The sequence below is a fragment of the Streptomyces sp. NPDC017979 genome (genome assembly GCF_044328175.1).
In the GTDB taxonomy this organism is placed as follows: domain Bacteria; phylum Actinomycetota; class Actinomycetes; order Streptomycetales; family Streptomycetaceae; genus Streptomyces.
In genome coordinates, this window is the sequence record NZ_JBIRGU010000008.1 from 312,058 (window position 1) to 329,418 (window position 17,361).

The 17,361-nt window shown below is 72.7% G+C and carries 17 protein-coding genes; 8 read left to right on the forward strand and 9 right to left on the reverse strand.

The window, feature by feature from the left end:
- The first annotated feature begins 61 nt into the window (after nucleotides 1–61).
- Nucleotides 62–652, forward strand: coding sequence for a CGNR zinc finger domain-containing protein (locus ACH4E8_RS22255; RefSeq protein ID WP_398450756.1), 591 nt, complete (start codon nucleotides 62–64; stop codon nucleotides 650–652).
- Between the two features lie 31 nt (nucleotides 653–683).
- Here the strand turns inward: ACH4E8_RS22255 and ACH4E8_RS22260 are convergent, their stop codons facing one another.
- From ACH4E8_RS22260 to ACH4E8_RS22290, 7 genes are all read right to left on the reverse strand, one after another.
- On the reverse strand, nucleotides 684–1,829 hold the full coding sequence (locus ACH4E8_RS22260; RefSeq protein WP_398450758.1) for an acyl-CoA dehydrogenase family protein: 1,146 nt from the start codon (nucleotides 1,827–1,829) through the stop codon (nucleotides 684–686).
- Between the two features lie 63 nt (nucleotides 1,830–1,892).
- Nucleotides 1,893–3,491, reverse strand: coding sequence for an AMP-binding protein (locus ACH4E8_RS22265; RefSeq protein ID WP_398450760.1), 1,599 nt, complete (start codon nucleotides 3,489–3,491; stop codon nucleotides 1,893–1,895).
- On the reverse strand, nucleotides 3,488–4,444 hold the full coding sequence (locus tag ACH4E8_RS22270; RefSeq protein ID WP_398450762.1) for a transketolase family protein: 957 nt from the start codon (nucleotides 4,442–4,444) through the stop codon (nucleotides 3,488–3,490). The genes ACH4E8_RS22265 and ACH4E8_RS22270 overlap by 4 nt, the downstream gene beginning before the upstream one ends.
- Entirely contained in the window at nucleotides 4,444–5,304 is an 861-nt protein-coding gene (locus ACH4E8_RS22275; protein WP_398450763.1) for a transketolase, read from the reverse strand. The genes ACH4E8_RS22270 and ACH4E8_RS22275 overlap by 1 nt, the downstream gene beginning before the upstream one ends.
- Before the next feature lie 227 nt (nucleotides 5,305–5,531).
- On the reverse strand, nucleotides 5,532–6,557 hold the full coding sequence (gene argC, locus ACH4E8_RS22280; protein ID WP_398450765.1) for an N-acetyl-gamma-glutamyl-phosphate reductase: 1,026 nt from the start codon (nucleotides 6,555–6,557) through the stop codon (nucleotides 5,532–5,534).
- Entirely contained in the window at nucleotides 6,554–7,456 is a 903-nt protein-coding gene (locus ACH4E8_RS22285; protein WP_398450767.1) for a RimK family alpha-L-glutamate ligase, read from the reverse strand. Before ACH4E8_RS22285 ends, argC begins: the two co-directional genes overlap by 4 nt.
- Nucleotides 7,457–7,484: 28 nt before the next feature.
- Entirely contained in the window at nucleotides 7,485–7,796 is a 312-nt protein-coding gene (locus tag ACH4E8_RS22290) for a hypothetical protein (protein WP_398450769.1), read from the reverse strand.
- Nucleotides 7,797–7,948: 152 nt separating this feature from the next.
- On the opposite strand from ACH4E8_RS22290, the gene ACH4E8_RS22295 reads away from it, so the two are divergent.
- Nucleotides 7,949–8,674, forward strand: coding sequence for an SDR family NAD(P)-dependent oxidoreductase (locus tag ACH4E8_RS22295; RefSeq protein WP_398450771.1), 726 nt, complete (start codon nucleotides 7,949–7,951; stop codon nucleotides 8,672–8,674).
- Between the two features lie 417 nt (nucleotides 8,675–9,091).
- On the opposite strand, the gene ACH4E8_RS22300 is transcribed toward ACH4E8_RS22295, so the two are convergent.
- Both ACH4E8_RS22300 and ACH4E8_RS22305 read right to left on the reverse strand, forming a co-directional pair.
- Nucleotides 9,092–10,366 carry a cytochrome P450 gene (locus ACH4E8_RS22300; protein ID WP_398450773.1) on the reverse strand — a complete coding sequence of 425 codons (1,275 nt, stop codon included), beginning with the start codon at nucleotides 10,364–10,366 and terminating at the stop codon, nucleotides 9,092–9,094.
- 224 nt (nucleotides 10,367–10,590) lie between these two features.
- A complete protein-coding gene (locus ACH4E8_RS22305) occupies nucleotides 10,591–11,502 on the reverse strand; it encodes a LysR family transcriptional regulator (RefSeq protein WP_398450775.1) in 912 nt (303 codons plus the stop codon).
- 421 nt (nucleotides 11,503–11,923) lie between these two features.
- On the opposite strand from ACH4E8_RS22305, the gene ACH4E8_RS22310 reads away from it, so the two are divergent.
- The 6 genes from ACH4E8_RS22310 to ACH4E8_RS22335 all read left to right on the forward strand — a co-directional run.
- Entirely contained in the window at nucleotides 11,924–12,817 is an 894-nt protein-coding gene (locus ACH4E8_RS22310; protein ID WP_398450777.1) for a family 3 encapsulin nanocompartment shell protein, read from the forward strand.
- A gap of 32 nt (nucleotides 12,818–12,849) precedes the next feature.
- Complete coding sequence (locus ACH4E8_RS22315; RefSeq protein ID WP_398450779.1) at nucleotides 12,850–13,836, forward strand: sulfotransferase; 987 nt, start codon at nucleotides 12,850–12,852, stop codon at nucleotides 13,834–13,836.
- A gap of 109 nt (nucleotides 13,837–13,945) precedes the next feature.
- Nucleotides 13,946–14,716 carry an SDR family NAD(P)-dependent oxidoreductase gene (locus tag ACH4E8_RS22320; protein WP_398450781.1) on the forward strand — a complete coding sequence of 257 codons (771 nt, stop codon included), beginning with the start codon at nucleotides 13,946–13,948 and terminating at the stop codon, nucleotides 14,714–14,716.
- 50 nt (nucleotides 14,717–14,766) lie between these two features.
- Nucleotides 14,767–16,623 carry a M20/M25/M40 family metallo-hydrolase gene (locus ACH4E8_RS22325; protein ID WP_398450783.1) on the forward strand — a complete coding sequence of 619 codons (1,857 nt, stop codon included), beginning with the start codon at nucleotides 14,767–14,769 and terminating at the stop codon, nucleotides 16,621–16,623.
- Nucleotides 16,620–17,042, forward strand: a complete 423-nt coding sequence (locus tag ACH4E8_RS22330; RefSeq protein ID WP_398450785.1) for an adenylyl-sulfate kinase — start codon at nucleotides 16,620–16,622, stop codon at nucleotides 17,040–17,042. The genes ACH4E8_RS22325 and ACH4E8_RS22330 overlap by 4 nt, the downstream gene beginning before the upstream one ends.
- Before the next feature lie 5 nt (nucleotides 17,043–17,047).
- Nucleotides 17,048–17,361: phosphoadenosine phosphosulfate reductase family protein (locus ACH4E8_RS22335; RefSeq protein ID WP_398450811.1), on the forward strand; the 314-nt coding region annotated here is incomplete at its 3' end.

The following is a 17,361-nucleotide window of genomic DNA, read 5'->3' on the forward strand; positions in this document are numbered from 1 at the left end:
GCCAAGGGGACGTTCGACGAACTGCTACCAGTGAAGGACCAACGTCGGTAGGGTGTGCGCCGTGGAGCGATTGCGGGAAGTTCGCCAGCCGGGGGACCGGGCCGTCGCACCCGGCCGCCTCTCCCTCGTCCAGTCCTTCGTGAACAGCGTGAACGTGGAGTTCGGGCCGGACGAGTTCACCTCGACCGAACGCATGCGCCGCTGGCTGGCGCACCACGGCCTCGCCGGCCCGGCCCTCGACCCGAGCGAGCCCGACCGGCGCGACGCGATCGCCCTGCGCGAGGCGCTGCGCGCGCTGCTGCGTGAGAACAACGGCGCGGACCCCGACTCCGAGGCCCGCGCCGTGCTCGCCCACATCGCCCGCGACTGCCCGATCGTCGCCGGCTTCGACGACGACGGCGCGCACCTCGGCCTCCAACCCGCCCTCACCGACATGCGCGGCGTCCTCGCCACGATCCTGGCGGCCAGCGTCTCGGCCGTGTCCGACGGCTCCTGGCAGCGGCTCAAGGCGTGCCGGGAACACCGCTGCGAGTGGGCCTTCTACGACCGTTCGCGCAACCGCGGCAGCCGCTGGTGCTCCATGGCCGTGTGCGGTACGCGGGCCAAGATGCGCACGTACCGCGAGGGCAAGCGCGCCGAGAGCCGCGCCTGACGGCGCCTGACCGCCCCTCGGCGCCGGCGCGTCAGGGTGCCGCCTCGCGCCCCAACAGGTGCCGGGCGATGACGAGTTTGGTCGCCGCTGCCGTGCCGTCCGCCAGTTGCAGCCCGATCACGTCCCGCAGCCGCTGCGCCACCGGACCGTCCTCGCTCCATCCGAGGTGCCCCATGGTCAGCAGCGACTGGTGCACGGCCTCCACCGCGGCCTTCGGCGCCCACCACTTGGCCATGTTCGCCGGTACGCGCGGATCGCGGCCCGCGTCGGCGCGGTGCAGCGCCTCGTACGACACCAGCCGGGCGGCGTGCAGCAGCGTCACGTGCTCCACCAGCGGGAAGGCCACCGATTGGAACGTGCCGATCGGGTTGCCGAACGCCTCCCGCTTGCCGGCGTGGGCGATCGCCTCGTCCAGGGCCGCCCGGCCCACCGCGATCGCCATCAGCGCGATCAGGGCCCGGGAGACCCCGAAGCCGCGCATGACCTCCACGAAGCCGAGCCCCGGCTCCCCGACGACGTCCCGCTCGTCGACGAACACGCCGTCCAAGACGATCCGGCCGCGCCCACCGGCCCGGCAGCCGAGGTCGCTCAGCCGCTCGCGGCGCACGCCCTCGACGTCGAGCGGGGTGTAGAACGCGGTGATGCCCCGGGCCCCCGGGCCGCCGGTGCGGGCGAAGACCAGGCAGTGCGTCGCATACGCCGTGACCATGATCGAGGTCTTCTCGCCCGTCAACACCCATCCGCCGGAGCGTGGTTCGGCCCGCATCTCGATGTTGGCCGCGTCCGTGCCGCGGTCCGGCTCGGTGAGCCCGAGCGCGACCACCGCCTCGCCGTGCGCGATCGGCGGCAGCCAGCGCGCGAGCTGGTCCGCCGTGCCGTTCGCCGCCAGCACCCCGCCGACGAGGGCGGCGTTCAGCACCGGGAAGCAGGCCGTCAGATCGGCCGCCGCCAACTCCTCAAGCGCGATGCCGCAACTCACCGCGTCCAGTCCCCGCCCGCCGTACGCCGGCGGCACCCGCAGCGAGAACAGTCCCTCGTCCGCCATCTCCCGCAACAACCCCGGGCGGTAACTGCCGCGCACATCGCTGTCGCGGCGGTGCGGCGCAACCCTGGACGCCGCGAACTCGCCCACGCTCTTGGCCAGTTGCTGCTGCTCGTCGGTGAAGTCGAAGTCCATGACCATCCTGTCTCGATCGTTCGCGGGGTGCGCGCCCGTTCCCTCACGAAGGGGCGCCGGGCCTCAGGCGCGCAGCCACTCCCGCAGGGCGAATTTCTGGATCTTTCCGGAGGGGGTGCGCGGCAGCGCGGCGACGACTTCCAACCGCTCCGGCCAGTACCGCTTGGTCATCTCCAGCCCCGCCAGGTGCTCCTGGAGGTCGGCGAGCACCGGCGGATCGTCGACGGCGACGACCACCGCACAGGCCCGCTCGCCGAGCCGGTCGTCCGGATAGCCGACCACCGCCACGTCCTTGACGGCCGGATGGCGCAGCAGCGCCGCCTCCACCTCCACCGCCGGCACGTTCTCGGCGCCCCGCATGATCACGTCCTTGACCCGGCCCGTGATGCGGATCCCGCCGTGGCCGTCGTCGCGGGCGAGGTCCCCGGTGTCGAACCAGCCGTCGTCGGTGACGCACCCGGCGTACACGTCCTGGCGGCGGAAGTAGCCCAGGCACTGGGCCGCGCCGCGGACCTGGAGCAGCCCGGCGGCACCGGCCGGCACCGGCGCACCCTTGTCGTCGACGACGCGGACCGCCATGCCCGGGACCGGCGTGCCGTCGCTCTCGGCGGCGCGCAGCGGCGGGTCCTCGGGGCGGGTGATCGTCACGCAGCCGTTCTCCGTCATGCCCCACAGGGCGTACACCCGGCACCCCAGCACCTGACGCGCGTCCTCGACGAGCAGCGGGGCGATGGGCGCGCTGCCGGTGGCGAAGGTGGCGAGGCACGACAGGTCCCGCGGGGCCGCGCGCTGGGCGGCGATCAGGTCGGAGAGGAAGGTGGGCGCGCCCATGAAGAAGGTGACCCGGTGTTCGGCGAGGACGTCGAGCATCGCGTGCGGGTCCCAGGCGTCGACGTGGACCGAGGTCGCGCCGAGCAGCAGCGGCATCACGAAGTTCCAGGTGTACCCGGCCTGGTGGGTGGTGGGGGAGCCCATGGCCGTGACCTCGTCGCCGACGAGCCCGAGGACGTCGGCCTGGGCGCGGTTCATGGCGTACAGGGTGTTGTGGCTGTGCACGACGCCCTTGGGCTCTCCGGTGGTGCCGGAGGTGAACATGATCTGTGCGGCTTCGTCGGGCCGCGCCTCCAGGCCGTCGAGGGCGGCCAGCTCCGACGCGTCAGGGGCGGGGCCCAGGAGCGCCGTCTCGAAGTCGAGTGCGCCGGGGCCGCCGCCGATCAGCACCCGGTGGCGCAGGGTGGGCACGTCGGCGGCGATCTCGGCGCTCATCCGCGCGTAGCTGAAGCCGCGGAACTCGGCGGCGGCGACGTACACCGTGCTGGCGGTGAGCCGGGTCATGAACTCGACCTCGCGCCGGCGCATCACCGGCACCACGGGGCCGGCGACCGCGCCGATCCGGGCGCACGCCAGACACAGCGCCACGAGCTGCCAGGAGTTGGGGAGTTGGAGCGTGACCACGTCACCGCGGCGCACTCCGAGGCGGCGCAGGTTGACGGCGATCCGGTCGACCCGCTCGGCCAGTTCCGCGTACGTGAGCGTCTCGGGCACGCCGTCGCGGTAGCAGACCAACGCCGGCTTGTCGGGTTGGCGGGCCACCGCGCGCCGCAGATCGTCCAGAATCGTTTCCTCACGCCACCATCCGGACCTGCGGAAATCCTCGCTCATCGTGCGTCCCCCCTGCGTCTGCCGAGTGCCGTCCTGGCCCGGGCGGCGACCGCGCCGGCCGTGACGCCCCCGCGGGCCAGCAGGTACTCATGCCCCCCGGCGACCGGCACGAACGCGTCGGGCATGGCGACCCGCAGCACCCGCGCGGGCATCAGTTCGCTCAGTGCCTCGGCCACCGCCGCTCCGAAGCCGGCGGTGCGCCAGTGCTCCTCGACGGTGACCACGGTGCGGCTGTCCCCGGCCGCCTCCACGAGCGCGGCCACGTCCAACGGCTTGACGGTGTGCACATGGAGCACCGATGCGGAGATGCCCTCCGCGGCCAGCTGCTCCGCCGCTGCGACGGCCGCCTGTACGGGGTGCGGGCCGCAGGCCGCCAGTGCGATGTCCGTGCCCCGGCGAAGCCACTGCGCCCGGCCCAGCAGCACCGGCGGCCCGTCGGGCAGGTCGGGCACGGAGTTGCGGCCGAGCCGCAGGTAGACCGGGCCGGGCAGGTCGAGCGCCTGCCGGAACAGATCCGCGGTGGTGGCCGCGTCACCGGGCACGACGACGGTCATGTTCGGCAGCGTCCGCATCACCGCCAGGTCCTCCAGGGCGTGGTGCGTGGGCCCCAGATGGCCCGCGGACACCCCGGAGTGCGTGGCCGCGATCCGCACCGGGAGGTTCCCCAGCGCGATGTCGACCTTCACGGACTCCAGGGCGCGCGCCGCCGCGAACGCCGCCATCGTGTTGACGACGGGCACCCGGCCCGACTTCGCGAGCGAGGCGGCGGCCGACATCAAGGTTGCCTCGGCGATCCCGAGGTTGAGGTACCGCTCGGCGCCGGACCCGAAGTCGACGCCGTTGAACAGGCCGGTGTCGGTGTCCAGACAGACCAACCGGGGATCTCGGGGGAGCAGTTCGGCCATCAGGTCCCGGTAGACCTCCCGCGTGGAGGGGGGTGCCGCGGTGGTCATCACAGCCTCCTGCGGGCCGCGGCGCGCAGCGAGGTCAGCAGCCGCTGCTTCTGGCGCTCGCCGAGCCGGGCGTAGTGGCTGCGGGCCTGCCCTTCGACGGCGGGCACGCCCTTGCCCTTGACGGTGTGCGCGATGACCATCGTCGGCCGGTGCGGATCGGGCGCCGACAGGGCGGCGGTGAGCGCCTTGACGTCGTGTCCGTCGACCTCGGCCACCCGCCAGCCGAAGGCCCGCCAGCGCTCGGCGAGCGGTTCGAGCCGGCTGACGGACTCCGTCTCGCCGGTGATCTGGAGGCGGTTGCGGTCGATCACCGCGGTCAGCCCGCCGAGCCGGTGGCTCGCGGCGACGGCCGCGGCCTCCCAGACGGAGCCCTCCTGGAGCTCCCCGTCGCCCATCACGACGAAGCAGCGCCGGTCCGAGCCGTCGAGCCGGGCCGCGACCGCGTACCCGACTCCGAGGGCCAGCCCGTGGCCGAGGGAGCCCGACGGCATCTCGATGCCCGGGATGCCCGGGTGCGGATGCGCCATGAAGTCGCTGCCGGGGCGTGCGTACTCCGTCAGGCGCTCGGCGGGGAAGAACCCGGCCTCGCACAGGGTGGCGTACAGTGCGAGTCCTCCGTGGCCCTTGCTCAGCACCAGGATGTCGCGGTCGGGCGCGGTCGGGTCGCCCGGATCGATCCGCAGCACGTTGAAGTACAGGGCGGTGAGGATCTCGACGAGGGACATCGAACCCCCGAGGTGTCCGCCCTCCGGGCTCGCGCACAGGGTGACGACGTGTTCCCTGATCCGGCCCGGCACGGCGGCCGGGTCGGCGGTGGTGCCCGGGAGGCCCGGACTCCGCACGGTGGGTGGGCTGGTCATGCCTGTCCTCTCGTTGGGTCGGCGGCTGCGCGTCGAGCCGGGCCGAGTTCGGGTCGAGCGATGCGATGCGATGCGATGCGGTTCGACGGTCCGGAAGTCCCGTGTCGCCTCCCGGCAGGGCTGCGGCCTCGCCGTGCGACAAGCCACAGACGGCCCGCAGGGAATCGGCGGACCCGCAGGGAAACGGCGGATGCTTCCAGCCGCACGGAAGGGCGCGGCGTTTGCCGTCAGTTCGGGTGCAGCCCGGTGAACTCCAGGCCCTGTTCCTCGGGCAGCCCGTACCTGACGTTCATGCACTGCACCGCGTTGCCCGCACCGCCCTTGACCAGGTTGTCCAGCGCCGCGATCACGGTGACCTGGGTCGCGCCCCGGTCCAGGGCGAAGCCGACGTCGCAGAAGTTGGAGCCGGAGAGGATCTTCGCGTCCGGGAAGCGGTGCAGCCCGCGGCGGTGCGCCACCACCCGCACAAACGGTTCTGCAGAGTAGTGGGTGCGGTACGCGGCCCGGATGCTCCGCTCGTCGGCGCCCGGCGAGAGCTGGGCCCGGCCCAGGATCTGCACCCCGCGCACGGCCTCCACGCCCGTCGCCGTCATCCGTACCGGGAGGCCGGTGGCCTGGGCGATCTCGGCCTCGTGCCGATGGCGGGTGGGTGCGAAGACCCGCAGTGCACCGCTCCGTTCGGCGTGCAGGTTCTCCCGGCCCGCCTTGGCCCCCGAGCCGCTGGAGCCGGTGCGGGCGTCCACCGTCAACTCGTCCTTGACCAGCCCGGCCCGGGCGAGCGGGACGAAGGCGAGCACGCCCGCCGTCGCCATGCACCCCGGCACGCTGATCCGGTCCGCCGTGCGCAACTGCTCCCGATGGAACTCGGGCAGCCCGGGCACGAAGGAGTCCAGCAGGTCGAGCGCCTCGTGCGGCACGCCGTAGTAGTCGACGTACGCCTGCGGGTCGCGCAGTCGGAAGTCCCCGGACAGGTCGATCACGGTCTGCGCCCTGGCCAGGAACTCCGGCATGCGCTGCATGGTCTCCCGGTGCGGCGTCGCCAGGAAGAGCACGTCCACCCGGTCGAGGTCCTCCTCCGCGGTGAAGGTCAGCCGGGTGCGCCCGCGCAGGTTCGGATGGGGCCCGTCGACGGGGCGCCCCTGGAGGCTGCGCGAGGTGGCGGCGGCGAGTTCCACGCCCCGGTGGCCGACGAGGATGCGCAGCAGTTCGCCACCGATGTATCCGGCGGCCCCGACGACGGCGACGCGCATCATGCCGCGGCCTCCTCGGCGCCGTGCCGGCCCGTGCGCCCGGTGGCCAGGCGTCCCGCCAGCGCGTCCACGAACGCGCCGGCCACGTCGATCGAGGTGCCGTGCGCCTCCTGGAGGCCCCGGAACTCGACCCGGTCGTTGACTTCGATCACGGTGAGCCGTCCGTCCCTGTCTTCGAGGAGGTCGACGCCGGCGACGTCGGCGCCCACCGCTTCGGCGGCGGCGACGGCGAGTTGCACGTGGCCGGGTCTGAGCGGGCAGATCCTGCTGACGGCGCCCCGGGCGACGTTGGTGCGCCACTCCGAACCGTGCCGGTAGGTCGCGCCGATCGCCCGGCCGGCCACCACCAGGACCCGGATGTCCCGGTCGGCGCCGGGCAGGTACTCCTGCACGTAGACGACGTGGGACTGGGGCGAGGGCAGCGCGGCGAGGTGCTCCAGCACCGCGGCGGCCATCTCCCGGTCGGTGACCCGGGTCACCAGTCGCCCCCAGGAACCGACGAGCGGCTTGATCACCGCCGGGTAGCCGATCTCCGCCAGCGCGGCGAACGCCGCATCGGGGGTGGTCGCCAGCGCCGTCCTCGGCGTCGGCAGCCCCCGGCGGACGAGGGCCGCCGAGGTGTGCCACTTGTCCCCGCTGACGTGGGTGGCCGCTGCGCTGTTGACGACCGTGACCCCCGCCGACTCCAGCGCGCTCGCCGCGTACAGCGCGCGGTAGTGCCCGACCTCCCGGTTGAGGACGAGGTCGGGGCCGATCCGGGGCGTCCCGGCCGCGATCGAGAGCGCACGGGAATCCAACTGCTCGTAGCCGATGCCCCGGGCGTCGAGTGCGGCCATGAGGCGCTTCTCCTCGTAGCGCACCCGGGACGCCAGCAGACCGAGGCGCGGCGGTTGCGAACTCATCGCGGAATCCTTCCTGTCCGCCCGGGGCCTACTCGCCCCAGTCCTCCTCGACCTCCGGGGCCAACACCAGCTCCGGCGGCTGCACGGACGTCACTTCCAACTCGATCCGGCACTCGGGGCACTCGATGATCTCGCTCACCCGAGCCCCGCCCTCGAACGGAACCTCAGCAGTGCATTCCGGGCACTCCGGTCCCGCTGCTACCTTCTGCATGAACGTCACCCCGCTTGTGGTGGTGTGGAATTCGGCCAATAGAAACCGTATCCGATTTCCCCCCGGAATCACCAATAAACCCATCTGATCGATATTGATGGAATCGCTTATACGGGCAGGGGAAATCATTGGGCGAGTTCATGGATAATGTTGTTTCCAAGATGGGAATGAATTCGGGGGAGCCGGCCGGGCGTGATCCCGGATGACGAGCGAGCCGCGCCGCCCGGCGCCTGACCCCAGGGAGCTGCCACATGGCCGCACGGTTGAGAGGACGCGTCGCCATGGTGGTAGCCCCGAGCGGGGGAGGCGGGCTGGGCGTGGCGAGGGCGCTCGCCGCCGAGGGCGCCGACATCTCGCTCTGCGCCCGCGACCCCCAGGCCCTGGCGCGCGCCCACGTCGAGGTGAACGCGCTGGGCGCGGGCGACGTCCTGAGCATGCCGGCCGATCTACGGGACGACTTCGCCGCCGCGGAGTGGGTCAGGCGCACCGCCGACGCGTTCGGCGGCCCGGACATCGTGGTCACCGACTCCGCCGGACTCGACCGCCCCGCCGACGGGTTCCGCATCTCGGACTACCGGGCCGCGATCGACGCCGACCTGCTGGTGCACATCAGCGTCACCCTGGCCGCGCTGCCGTGCATGAAGGTGCGCGGTGGCGGCCGGGTGATGATGATCGCGCCCCCCGTCAGCGGCCGCGCCCCGTCCGAACTGTGCGTCGCATCGGTGACGCGCATGGGCCTGCTCGGCTACATGCGCGGACTGGTGCGCACGGTGGCGGACACCGGCGTCACGGTCAACGTGCTCAGTCCCGGCGCGCGCCGCAGCCCGGACCCGCCGCGCGTCGGCCGGCCGCCGGCCCCGGCCGACGAAGGGCTCGGCGGCCTGGCCGTCTATCTCGCCGGCGACTCGGGCGCGACGATCACCGGCACGGCGTTCGGCGGCTGCGACGACGTCCAGGGCCTGGCTCCGGCCGAGCACCTCGGTCCGGTGCGTCGGCCACGTGGCTAAGTCCTGCCCGTAGAGTCCCGGGTGCCCTTCCGTCGGTGTCGTGATGGCGCCGTGGTGCGGGCGTCTGCGGGCCGTCGGTGACCTTGCGTGCTTCCCTGTGCATCTGGACGTAGCCGCCGTGGTCCTGCAGGAGCATTGGTCTCTACCGGCCGGTAGTGGGTTGTTCGCGCAGTTCCCCGCGCCCCTAAAACCCTCACCTCCAGCCCGCAGACAAAGTGACGGGGCAGCGAAGCAGGGGCGCTGGGGTCCCCCCGTGCCCGCAGGGCACAGGGGGAGGAACTGCGCGACGAGCCACAGTCGGGCCGCAGAGACCAATGCTTCCGCAGGGCCACGGCGGCTACGTCCAGGCGCCCAGGGAACTTTGCGGCGGAGGTTGCGTCCAGGCGCGCAGGCCCACCGAGCCGGCCGGGCGGGGCGTCAGGCGCGCAGCACCGGCAGGCCGGCCGGGCCGCGCAGCATCGCGTTGGGGCGCCACACCACCTCTTCGGCGACCCGCCCGGGCCCGAGGCGCAGCCGGGGACATCGCTCCAGCAGCGTGCGGATCGCCAGCGCGGCTTCCAGCCGGGCCAGTGGAGCGCCGATGCAGTAGTGCGCGCCGTGCCCGAAGGCCAGATGGGCGCGGACCTCGGACGGCGGTCGGCGGATGTCGAACTCGTCCGGTGCGGGGAACAGCTCCGGATCGCGGCTGACCGCGCCCAGGCTCACCAGTACGGGGTCCCCGGCCGGCAGTTCGGTGCCCGCGATGGTGATCGGCTCGGCGGTGAAGCGGAACGCCGTCGCCTGGACCGGGGCGCAGTAGCGCAGCATCTCCTCCACGGCACCGTCCAGCAGGGACCAGTCGGCGCGGAGCTCCGCCAACTGCTGCGGGTGGCGCAGCAGGGCGTGCACACCGGCCGCGATGAGGTTGGCGCTCGTCTCGTGCCCCGCCACGAAGAGCAGGAAGACCATGCCGAGCAGGTCGTCGTCGCTCAGCCGCGACGCCTCGCTGCCGTCACTGGTGCCGTCGTGGGTGGCGTCGCCTGCGTCGTTGGCACGGACCAGTGCGCTCAGCAGGTCGTCGCCGCCGTGCCGGCGCTTGCGTTCGATCAGCGCGGCGAAGTAGCGCGTGAGGGAGTGCAGCGCGGCGCCCGCGGCATCGGGCGTCGGCGGCTTCACGACCGCGTCGGACCAGCGGTGGAAGTCCTCCCGGTCCTCGTCGGCGACGCCCATCAGCTCGCAGATCACCGCCATCGGCAGCGGCAGCGCGAGGGCGGGGACCAGATCGACCGGCTCGTCGGCGGGCCCGCCGTCGAGGAACGCGGTCACCAGTTCGTTCGCCAGCTGTTGGACCCGGGGGCGCAGGGCGCGCACCCGGCGGGCGGTGAACACCCCGGCGACCAGCCGGCGCAGCCGGCCGTGCTCGACCGCGTCGACCTGGAGCATGTTGCGGCCGATCGCGAGCGAGTCGTCGTCGCGCCGCTCGGCGGCGAGACGGACGTCATTGCTCAGCCGTGCGTCGACGAGCGCGGCCCGTGCCTCGCGGTGTCCGACGACCAGCCAGCACTCGTCCTCGGTGACGGGGAGGCGGACCCGGTGGACGGGGCCCGCCTTCCGTAAACGGGTGTAGAGGGCGTACGGGTCGACGGAGGGGTCGACGCCTTCCTGGTCGGCCAGTCGGGCGAGGTCCACGGTCACGTCGTGGGGCACGTGCATCTCCTTGCTGTTGGTGCAGGACGGCGCGGATGGTGCGGTCGCCGCTCCGGGCGCGGGTGGTGCGGGTAGTGCGGGTGGTGCGGTGCAGGTTCGGCGCCGGGCCCGGACGGGGCCGTACGGGGACCCGTGCGGGACGGCGTCGATCGGTGCGGGTGGTACGGGTGGTGCGGCGGTGCTCGTCCGTACGCCGGTGCGTGACGTGCGGCAGTGCGTTCGCGGTCCCGTCAGGCCGGGATCCCCTCCAACGGCCCGCGGGCCGGGGTCTCGGTGAACGGGTATCCGCGCAGCGCCTGGCGGAACGCCTTCTCCGCGACGCCCGGCAGCCCGGACGAGTTGGCGGAGACGGGGAACGCCATGGTGACCGGTATCGGCCCGGGCGCTGACGGCAGTCCCGGCCGGATCGCCCGGGGCAGCCCCCACAGTTCGTCGCCGTTCGCCACCAGGCACGCCATCCCGAGGCCCGCTTTGGCGGCGGCGCGCAGCCCCACCAACTCGGAGCCCTCGTACGAGATGCGCCAGGGGACGTCGGAGGCGTCCAGGGTCTCCATGATGCGCCCGCGCAGGGTGCACGGTTCGGTGAAGAGCGTCAGCGGCAGTGCGGCCCGTTCGCCGTGCGCGGGTTGACCGAACCAGTCCATCTTCATGTGCCCCAGGTGGTGACTGGTGGCGTTGGTGCGCTGGGGGCGGGCCTGGAGCAGCAGCGCCAGGTCGAGCTGTCCGGCGGAGACCTGACTCTCCAGGGACTCGCTCAGCCCGGTCCGCACGCTGACCTGTGCGTGCGGCATGCGCTTCATGACGACCCGGAGGAACTCCGGCAACGCCTCGGCCAGTTGGTTCACGATGCCGATGGACAACCTGACGTTGCCGGCGAGCGGCACGAACCGCCCCACGGCCTCGTCGTTGAGGGTGACCAACCGGCGTGCATAACCGAGCAGTTCCTCACCTTGGGGACTGAGCCGCAGGTTGCGGCCGGTCGAGGTGAAGACCGGGGCCTTGGTGAGCCGGCCCAACTGCCGGATCTGCTGACTCACCGCGGGCTGGGTGATGTGCAGCGCCTCGGCGGCCCGGCGGAAGCCACCCAGCTCGACGACTGCCACCAGGGTTCTGAGCTGATTGATTTGCAGGTTGTGGTGCATTCTCCCACTCACCTCCACGAACGATCTGCCACACACCCGTTCTTCTCGCTGGGGACGCGGGACCTGATCAGAGAGTGCAGTGTGAAGCGACGGGTAGGAAAACCTTAGACGCCGGTGCAGGGCGTCTCCTACCCCGGGATACACGAACCCGATATGAGATTTTCATGGTCCCGGGCAGAGAGTTTCATACCCGACCCATGGACCGACCCGGCGTGCTTGCGTACGCGATCCGCACCGCCATGGGTGGGCATATTCCAGCCGCATGACCGGTAACCGGTGTCGGCGATAGCTGGTAACGGGGGGTTATGCCCCTCATAAGGACACCTGAAGTCGACGGCGTCCGCAGCGTCCAGAAGAAATGTCTAATGTCAATTAGCTAGCCAGCCTTTCCCCTGAACGTGTTAACGAGGGAGGAGTCACCATGCAGGGCGCAGTTGCAAGTCCCGCAGTTCAACAGGGGGTTCGGATCCCCCTGGCCGACCCCGGCCTGAAGGCCCGCACCCCGGGCGAGGAGTTCTCCTGGGCCGTACGGGGCGTGGCCCCGGGCGAGGACCGCGTCGTACCGTTCCGGGCCCATCTGCCGGCCGCGTTCCCGCTCTTCGCCACCCGCCCCCGCTACGCCGTACGCCACCTGCTCAAGACCGCGACCGTTCCCGACCGCACCGTCCCCTACGTCTACGAGCCGCCGCGCGCCGCCGTGAACGCCTCCGGCACCTCGTACGCCAGCACCCCCGAAGGCGCCTTCGCCTCCAGCCTGCGCGGCGCCGAACTCACCGACCTCACCGTCTCCGTGCCGCTGCCGGAGGGACTGCTCGACGAGCCCACGCTGCTCGCCACCTTCGTCGACTACCGCGTCCTCGTCAGACTCTCCGTCGTCGAGAACGAGTCGCTGCTGCACGGCAGCGCGGACGGGGCGGTGCCCGGGCTGCTGACGGTGCCCGGGATCCGCCACGGCTCACTCGGCGACGACCTCGCCGACTCCCTGACCAGTGCCGCGGCCGAAGTGGAGGAGACCGGCGGCTCCTGCGACGGGATCGTGGTGCACCCCGCCACGTACTGGCAGCTCGCCAAGGCCGGCACCCTCGGCCTGCTCGGCGGCGTCGGCATCACGGTCTCCCGCACCCGGATGATCCCGCGGGACCGGGCCCTGCTCGGCGACTTCCGCGCGGCGGCCACCCTGCTGGTGCCCGAGGTGGCGTCCATCGCACTGCGCCGCGGCGCGGGCCCCGACGGCGGCGACCTCGTCGAGGCCAGCACCCGCGTCGGGCTCGCGGTCCACCTGCCGCAGCACTTCCTGCTGCTGTCGCGCGACTGACCGCCGCCCGGTATCCGGAAGGACCACACGCGATGACCGACGCGAAGACCGACCGCCCGCCGCGCGTCCTCTACATCACCGGCTGGATGCGCAGCGGCTCCACCCTGTTGGGCAATCTGCTCAACGAACTCCCCGGCGTACGACACGTCGGCGAGCTGCACTACCTGTGGCGCAACGGCGTCCTGGGCACGGGCACCAACTCCACCTGCGGCTGCGGCGCCGCCGTGCGCGACTGCCCGCTGTGGTCCGACGTCCTGGCCGCCTTCGCCGCCACGACGCCCGAGGCCGCGGCACCCGAGGCGATCGCCCGCCACCTCACGATGCGTCAGCGCGCGCTGCTGCGCACCCGACACACCCGCACCCGGCTCGCCGAGTCCCTCGGCACCGCCGCACCCGCCCCCGGAGTCGAGGAACTCACCGGCCACACCGCACGCATCTACCGGCTGCTCGCCGAGCGGGGCGCCGATCGACTGATCGTCGACGGCTCCAAGTACCCCGCCGAGGCCGCGGCCCTGCTCGGCCGCACCGACCTCGACGTCCGGGTCCTGCACATCGTGCGCGACCCCCGCGCCACCGCACTGTCGTACCGGCGCGGCAAGGAGTACATCGACCCGATGAGCCCGGCGCGCAGCACCGGCTACTGGACCGCCTTCAACCTGGCGTCCGAACTCATCGGCGAGGCCGCCGCCGGCCGCTACCTGCGCATCCGCCACGAGGACCTGTCCCGCGCGCCGGGCCGCACCGTCACCGAGGTGCTGCGCTTCGCCGGGCTGGACGACGACTCGCCGGTGGACGCCTCCGGCACGGTCGAACTCGGCGTCAACCACACCGTCACGGGCAACCCGGACCGGCTGCGCAGGGGAACGACGACGATCCGGCCCGACGAGCGCTGGCGCACCGAACTCGGCGCCCGCGACCTCGTCGCCGCCACCGGCATCGCCGCCCCCCTGCTCGCCCGGTACCGCTACCCGCTGAGGCCGGGGCGCGGCCCCGAACCCGTCGCGGCACGCGCGAGCTGACCATCCGTCACAGGCGGACCGGTGACAGGCGGACATGTCACAGAAGGACCTGTCACCGACAGATCCGTCACCGACAGATCCGTCATCGACAACAGAAGGGACTGACCCAGTGGACCTCGGACTCGCAGGGCGCGTCGCCCTCGTCGCCGCATCCAGCAGCGGCCTGGGCCTCGCCACCGCCCGCGCCCTCGCCGCGGAGGGCGCCCACGTCTCCCTCTGCGCCCGTGACCCGGACCGGCTGGCCCGCGCCCGGGCGGAGGTCGACGCGTGCGGCCCGGGCCGAGTCCTGAGCACCGTGGTGGACCTCACCGACGCCGACGAGGCCGCCGCCTGGGTGGACCGCACCGCCGAGGAGTTCGGCGCCCTGCACGTCGTGGTCACCAACTCCGGCGGCGTGCCCTTCGGCCCGGTCGACAGCTTCACCGTCGCCCAGTACCGCGACGCGGTGGAGGGGAACCTGCTGCCGCACGTGTCCCTCGCGCTCGCCGCGGCCCCCCACCTCACCGCCGCGGGCTGGGGCCGCATCATCATGATCACCTCGGAGTCGGTGCGCCAACCGCACCCCGGCAGCGGCCTCTCGTCCGTCGCCAGGCTCGGCGTCCTCGGCTTCGTCAAGGGGCTGGTGCACACCTTCGGCGACGCCGGGGTGACCGTGAACGTGCTGGCCCCCGGGTTCCACCGCACCCCCATCCTCGACGTCCAGTACGGCGATGAGGTCGAACAGCGCCTCGCCGAGGTCGCCCGGAGCCTGCCCCTGGGGCGGATCGGCCGGGCCGAGGACCTCGGCGCCCTCGTCACCTTCCTCGCCAGCGAACAGGCCGCCTTCGTCACCGGCAGCGTGCTGGTGGCGGACGGCGGCAACTGCCGGGGCATCGGTTGAACCGGCGCCCGCGGCACCGCGCACCACCCCACGCAGAAGGGAGCCCCACCATGTCCGCTCTGGGAGAGGTCGCCAGCGCCCGGCGAGCCGCGCTCTACGTCGTCAAGCTGGGCAGCGCCAGCCAAGCGCACACCGAGGTGTACGACGAGGTGCTCGCGCTGCGCCAGCGCGGCGCCCAGGTGCTCGTCATCGCGGGCGGCGCCGCCGGCATCCGCGAGCACTACGACCGCATCGGCCGCCCCGTGCGCACCCTCACCACCCGCGGCGGCGACGAGGTCCGCTACTGCCCTCCGGAGGAGACCCCGCACATCGTCGCCGCGTACGAACAGGTCACCCTGCCCCGCATCGAGCAGGAGCTGACGCAGCGCGGACTGTCGGTGTTCGCCGCCGTCGCCCGCACCGGATCGCTGGTCAGCGCCACCGTCAACGGACCGCTGCGGGCCGTCGAAGACGACAGGGTCCGCATCGTGCGCGACCACCGAGCCGGCACCGTCTGCGCCCTGGACGTGCCCCGGCTCCGGGCCCTGCTCGACACCTTCGACGTCGTCTGCCTCAGTCCACCCGTCGCCGACGTCGAGGGCGGCACGGCCCTCAACGTCGACGCCGACGTCCTCGCGGCCGAAGCGGCCCGCGCCCTGGACGCCGACCACCTACGGCTCGTCACCGGCACCGCCGGACTCCTCACCGACCCCCGCAACCCCACCAGCACCCTGCGGCACGCCCACAAGGGGGAGGGGCAGCACTACGCCCGAGGCAGGATGCGGCAGAAGGTCCGGGCGGCCGAGATCGCGATGCGCGGCAGCTGCGACATCGCCGTCACCGGCCCCCACACCCTGGCCGCCACCAACGCCACCTGGTTCTGGCGCGCCCCCGCACCCGCGCCCGACCTCACCCTGCTCGCCCGGTCCGTCGAGCTCGCGTCGGTCTCCCGGGACGAGCGCGAGCTGACGGAGTTCCTCGCCGAGTGGTGCACCGACAACCGCATCAAGGCCGAGATCGACACGGTCGGCAACCTGGTCGCCACCCGCGGCTCCGGCCCCCGCCGGCTGCTGCTCCTCGGCCACGTCGACACCGTGCCGCACCGCTGGCCCGCCCGTTGGGACGGCGACGTCCTCACCGGACGCGGCAGCGTCGACGCCAAGGCCAGCCTCGTCACCTTCCTCCAGACCCTCGCGGACGCCGAACTCCCCGACGACGTACAGCTACGGGTGGTCGGCGCCGTCCAGGAGGAGATCACCGGCGCCGGCGCCTTCCACGTCCGCGACCACTACCCGGCCGACGCCGTCGTCATCGGCGAGCCCAGCGGCGCCGCGGCCCTGACCGTCGGCTACTACGGGCTCATCAAGGTGCGGTTCGCGGTGGAGGAGCACACCGGGCACACCGCGGGCAAGGGCGTGCGCACCGCCGGCGACCGGCTCGTCGAGGCGCTGGAAGCGGCCCGCCGCGAGGTGGCGCGGGTGGCGCCCGAAGCGCTGACGGCCGTCCTCGGAGTCCACGCCCTCAACCACGGCGACGTGCAGGCCGGCGAGTCCGTCGTCGATGTGCGCGTGCCTCCCGGAGTCGACGTCGACGCCCTGCTCGACGCGCTGCGGTCCGCGGCCGTGGAGCCGGTGCGGATGGACGTCCTGCGGGCCACCCCCGGCAAGTCGACGCCCCGGTCCAACCCGCTGGTCAAGAGCTTCCAGCGGGCCTTCCGGGACGCCGGCACCGCCCCCAGGTTCCTGCTGAAGAAGGGGAGCAGCGACATGAACACCCTGGCCACCACCTGGCACGGGGTCCCCATGGTGGCTTACGGGCCCGGGGACGCCAGCCTCGACCACACGCCGCACGAGCACATCGACGCCGCGGAGTTCCGCCGCGCGCACCGGGTGCTGACCGCGGCCGTAAGGGAGTGGGGCGCCCTGTGAGCGCGGCACCGACCGCCACCGAGTACTGCACCTGCAGGCCCGGCGCAACCGTCTGGCTCACCGGAGCGGAGGGCACGGGGCACGGCGTCGCCCGTGCCCTCGCCGAGCGGCTGACCGAGCGGCACCGCAGGGTCCAGGTGCTGCCGGTCGACGGCGTCGCGAGCGGTGCGGGAGCCGACGGCGCCGCCGACGTGCGCCGCATCGGTCGGATCGCGCAGGTCCTGGCCGCCAACGGCGTCACGGTGCTGGTGCCCGTGGCCAGGCCCGGTGTCGAGGACACCCGGCTGGTCGGTGCCTGGCACGAGAAGAGCCGGGCGGCCTTCGTCGAAGTGCCGGTGTCCGCGCCGACGGAAGACCGGACGGTGGCGGAGTCCGCCCGGGCCGTATTGGGACTGTTGACCGAGAGAGGTTTGGCATGAGCGTGATGAGCGTGTCCCCCGAAGTGCTCGCGGGTCCGGGTGTGGACCTGGGCGGAGAGTTCGCCCTGTCGCATTTGGATGCGTTGGAGTCGGAGTCGGTTCATGTGGTGCGGGAGGTGGCGGGGGAGTTCGAGCGTCCGGTGGTGTTGTTTTCCGGGGGCAAGGATTCGATCGTGATGTTGCATCTGGCGGTGAAGGCGTTTGCGCCGGCGCGGGTGCCGTTTGCGTTGTTGCACGTGGACACGGGTCACAACTTTCCCGAGGTGTTGGAGTTTCGGGATCGGACGGTGGAGCGGTACGGGTTGACGTTGCATGTGGC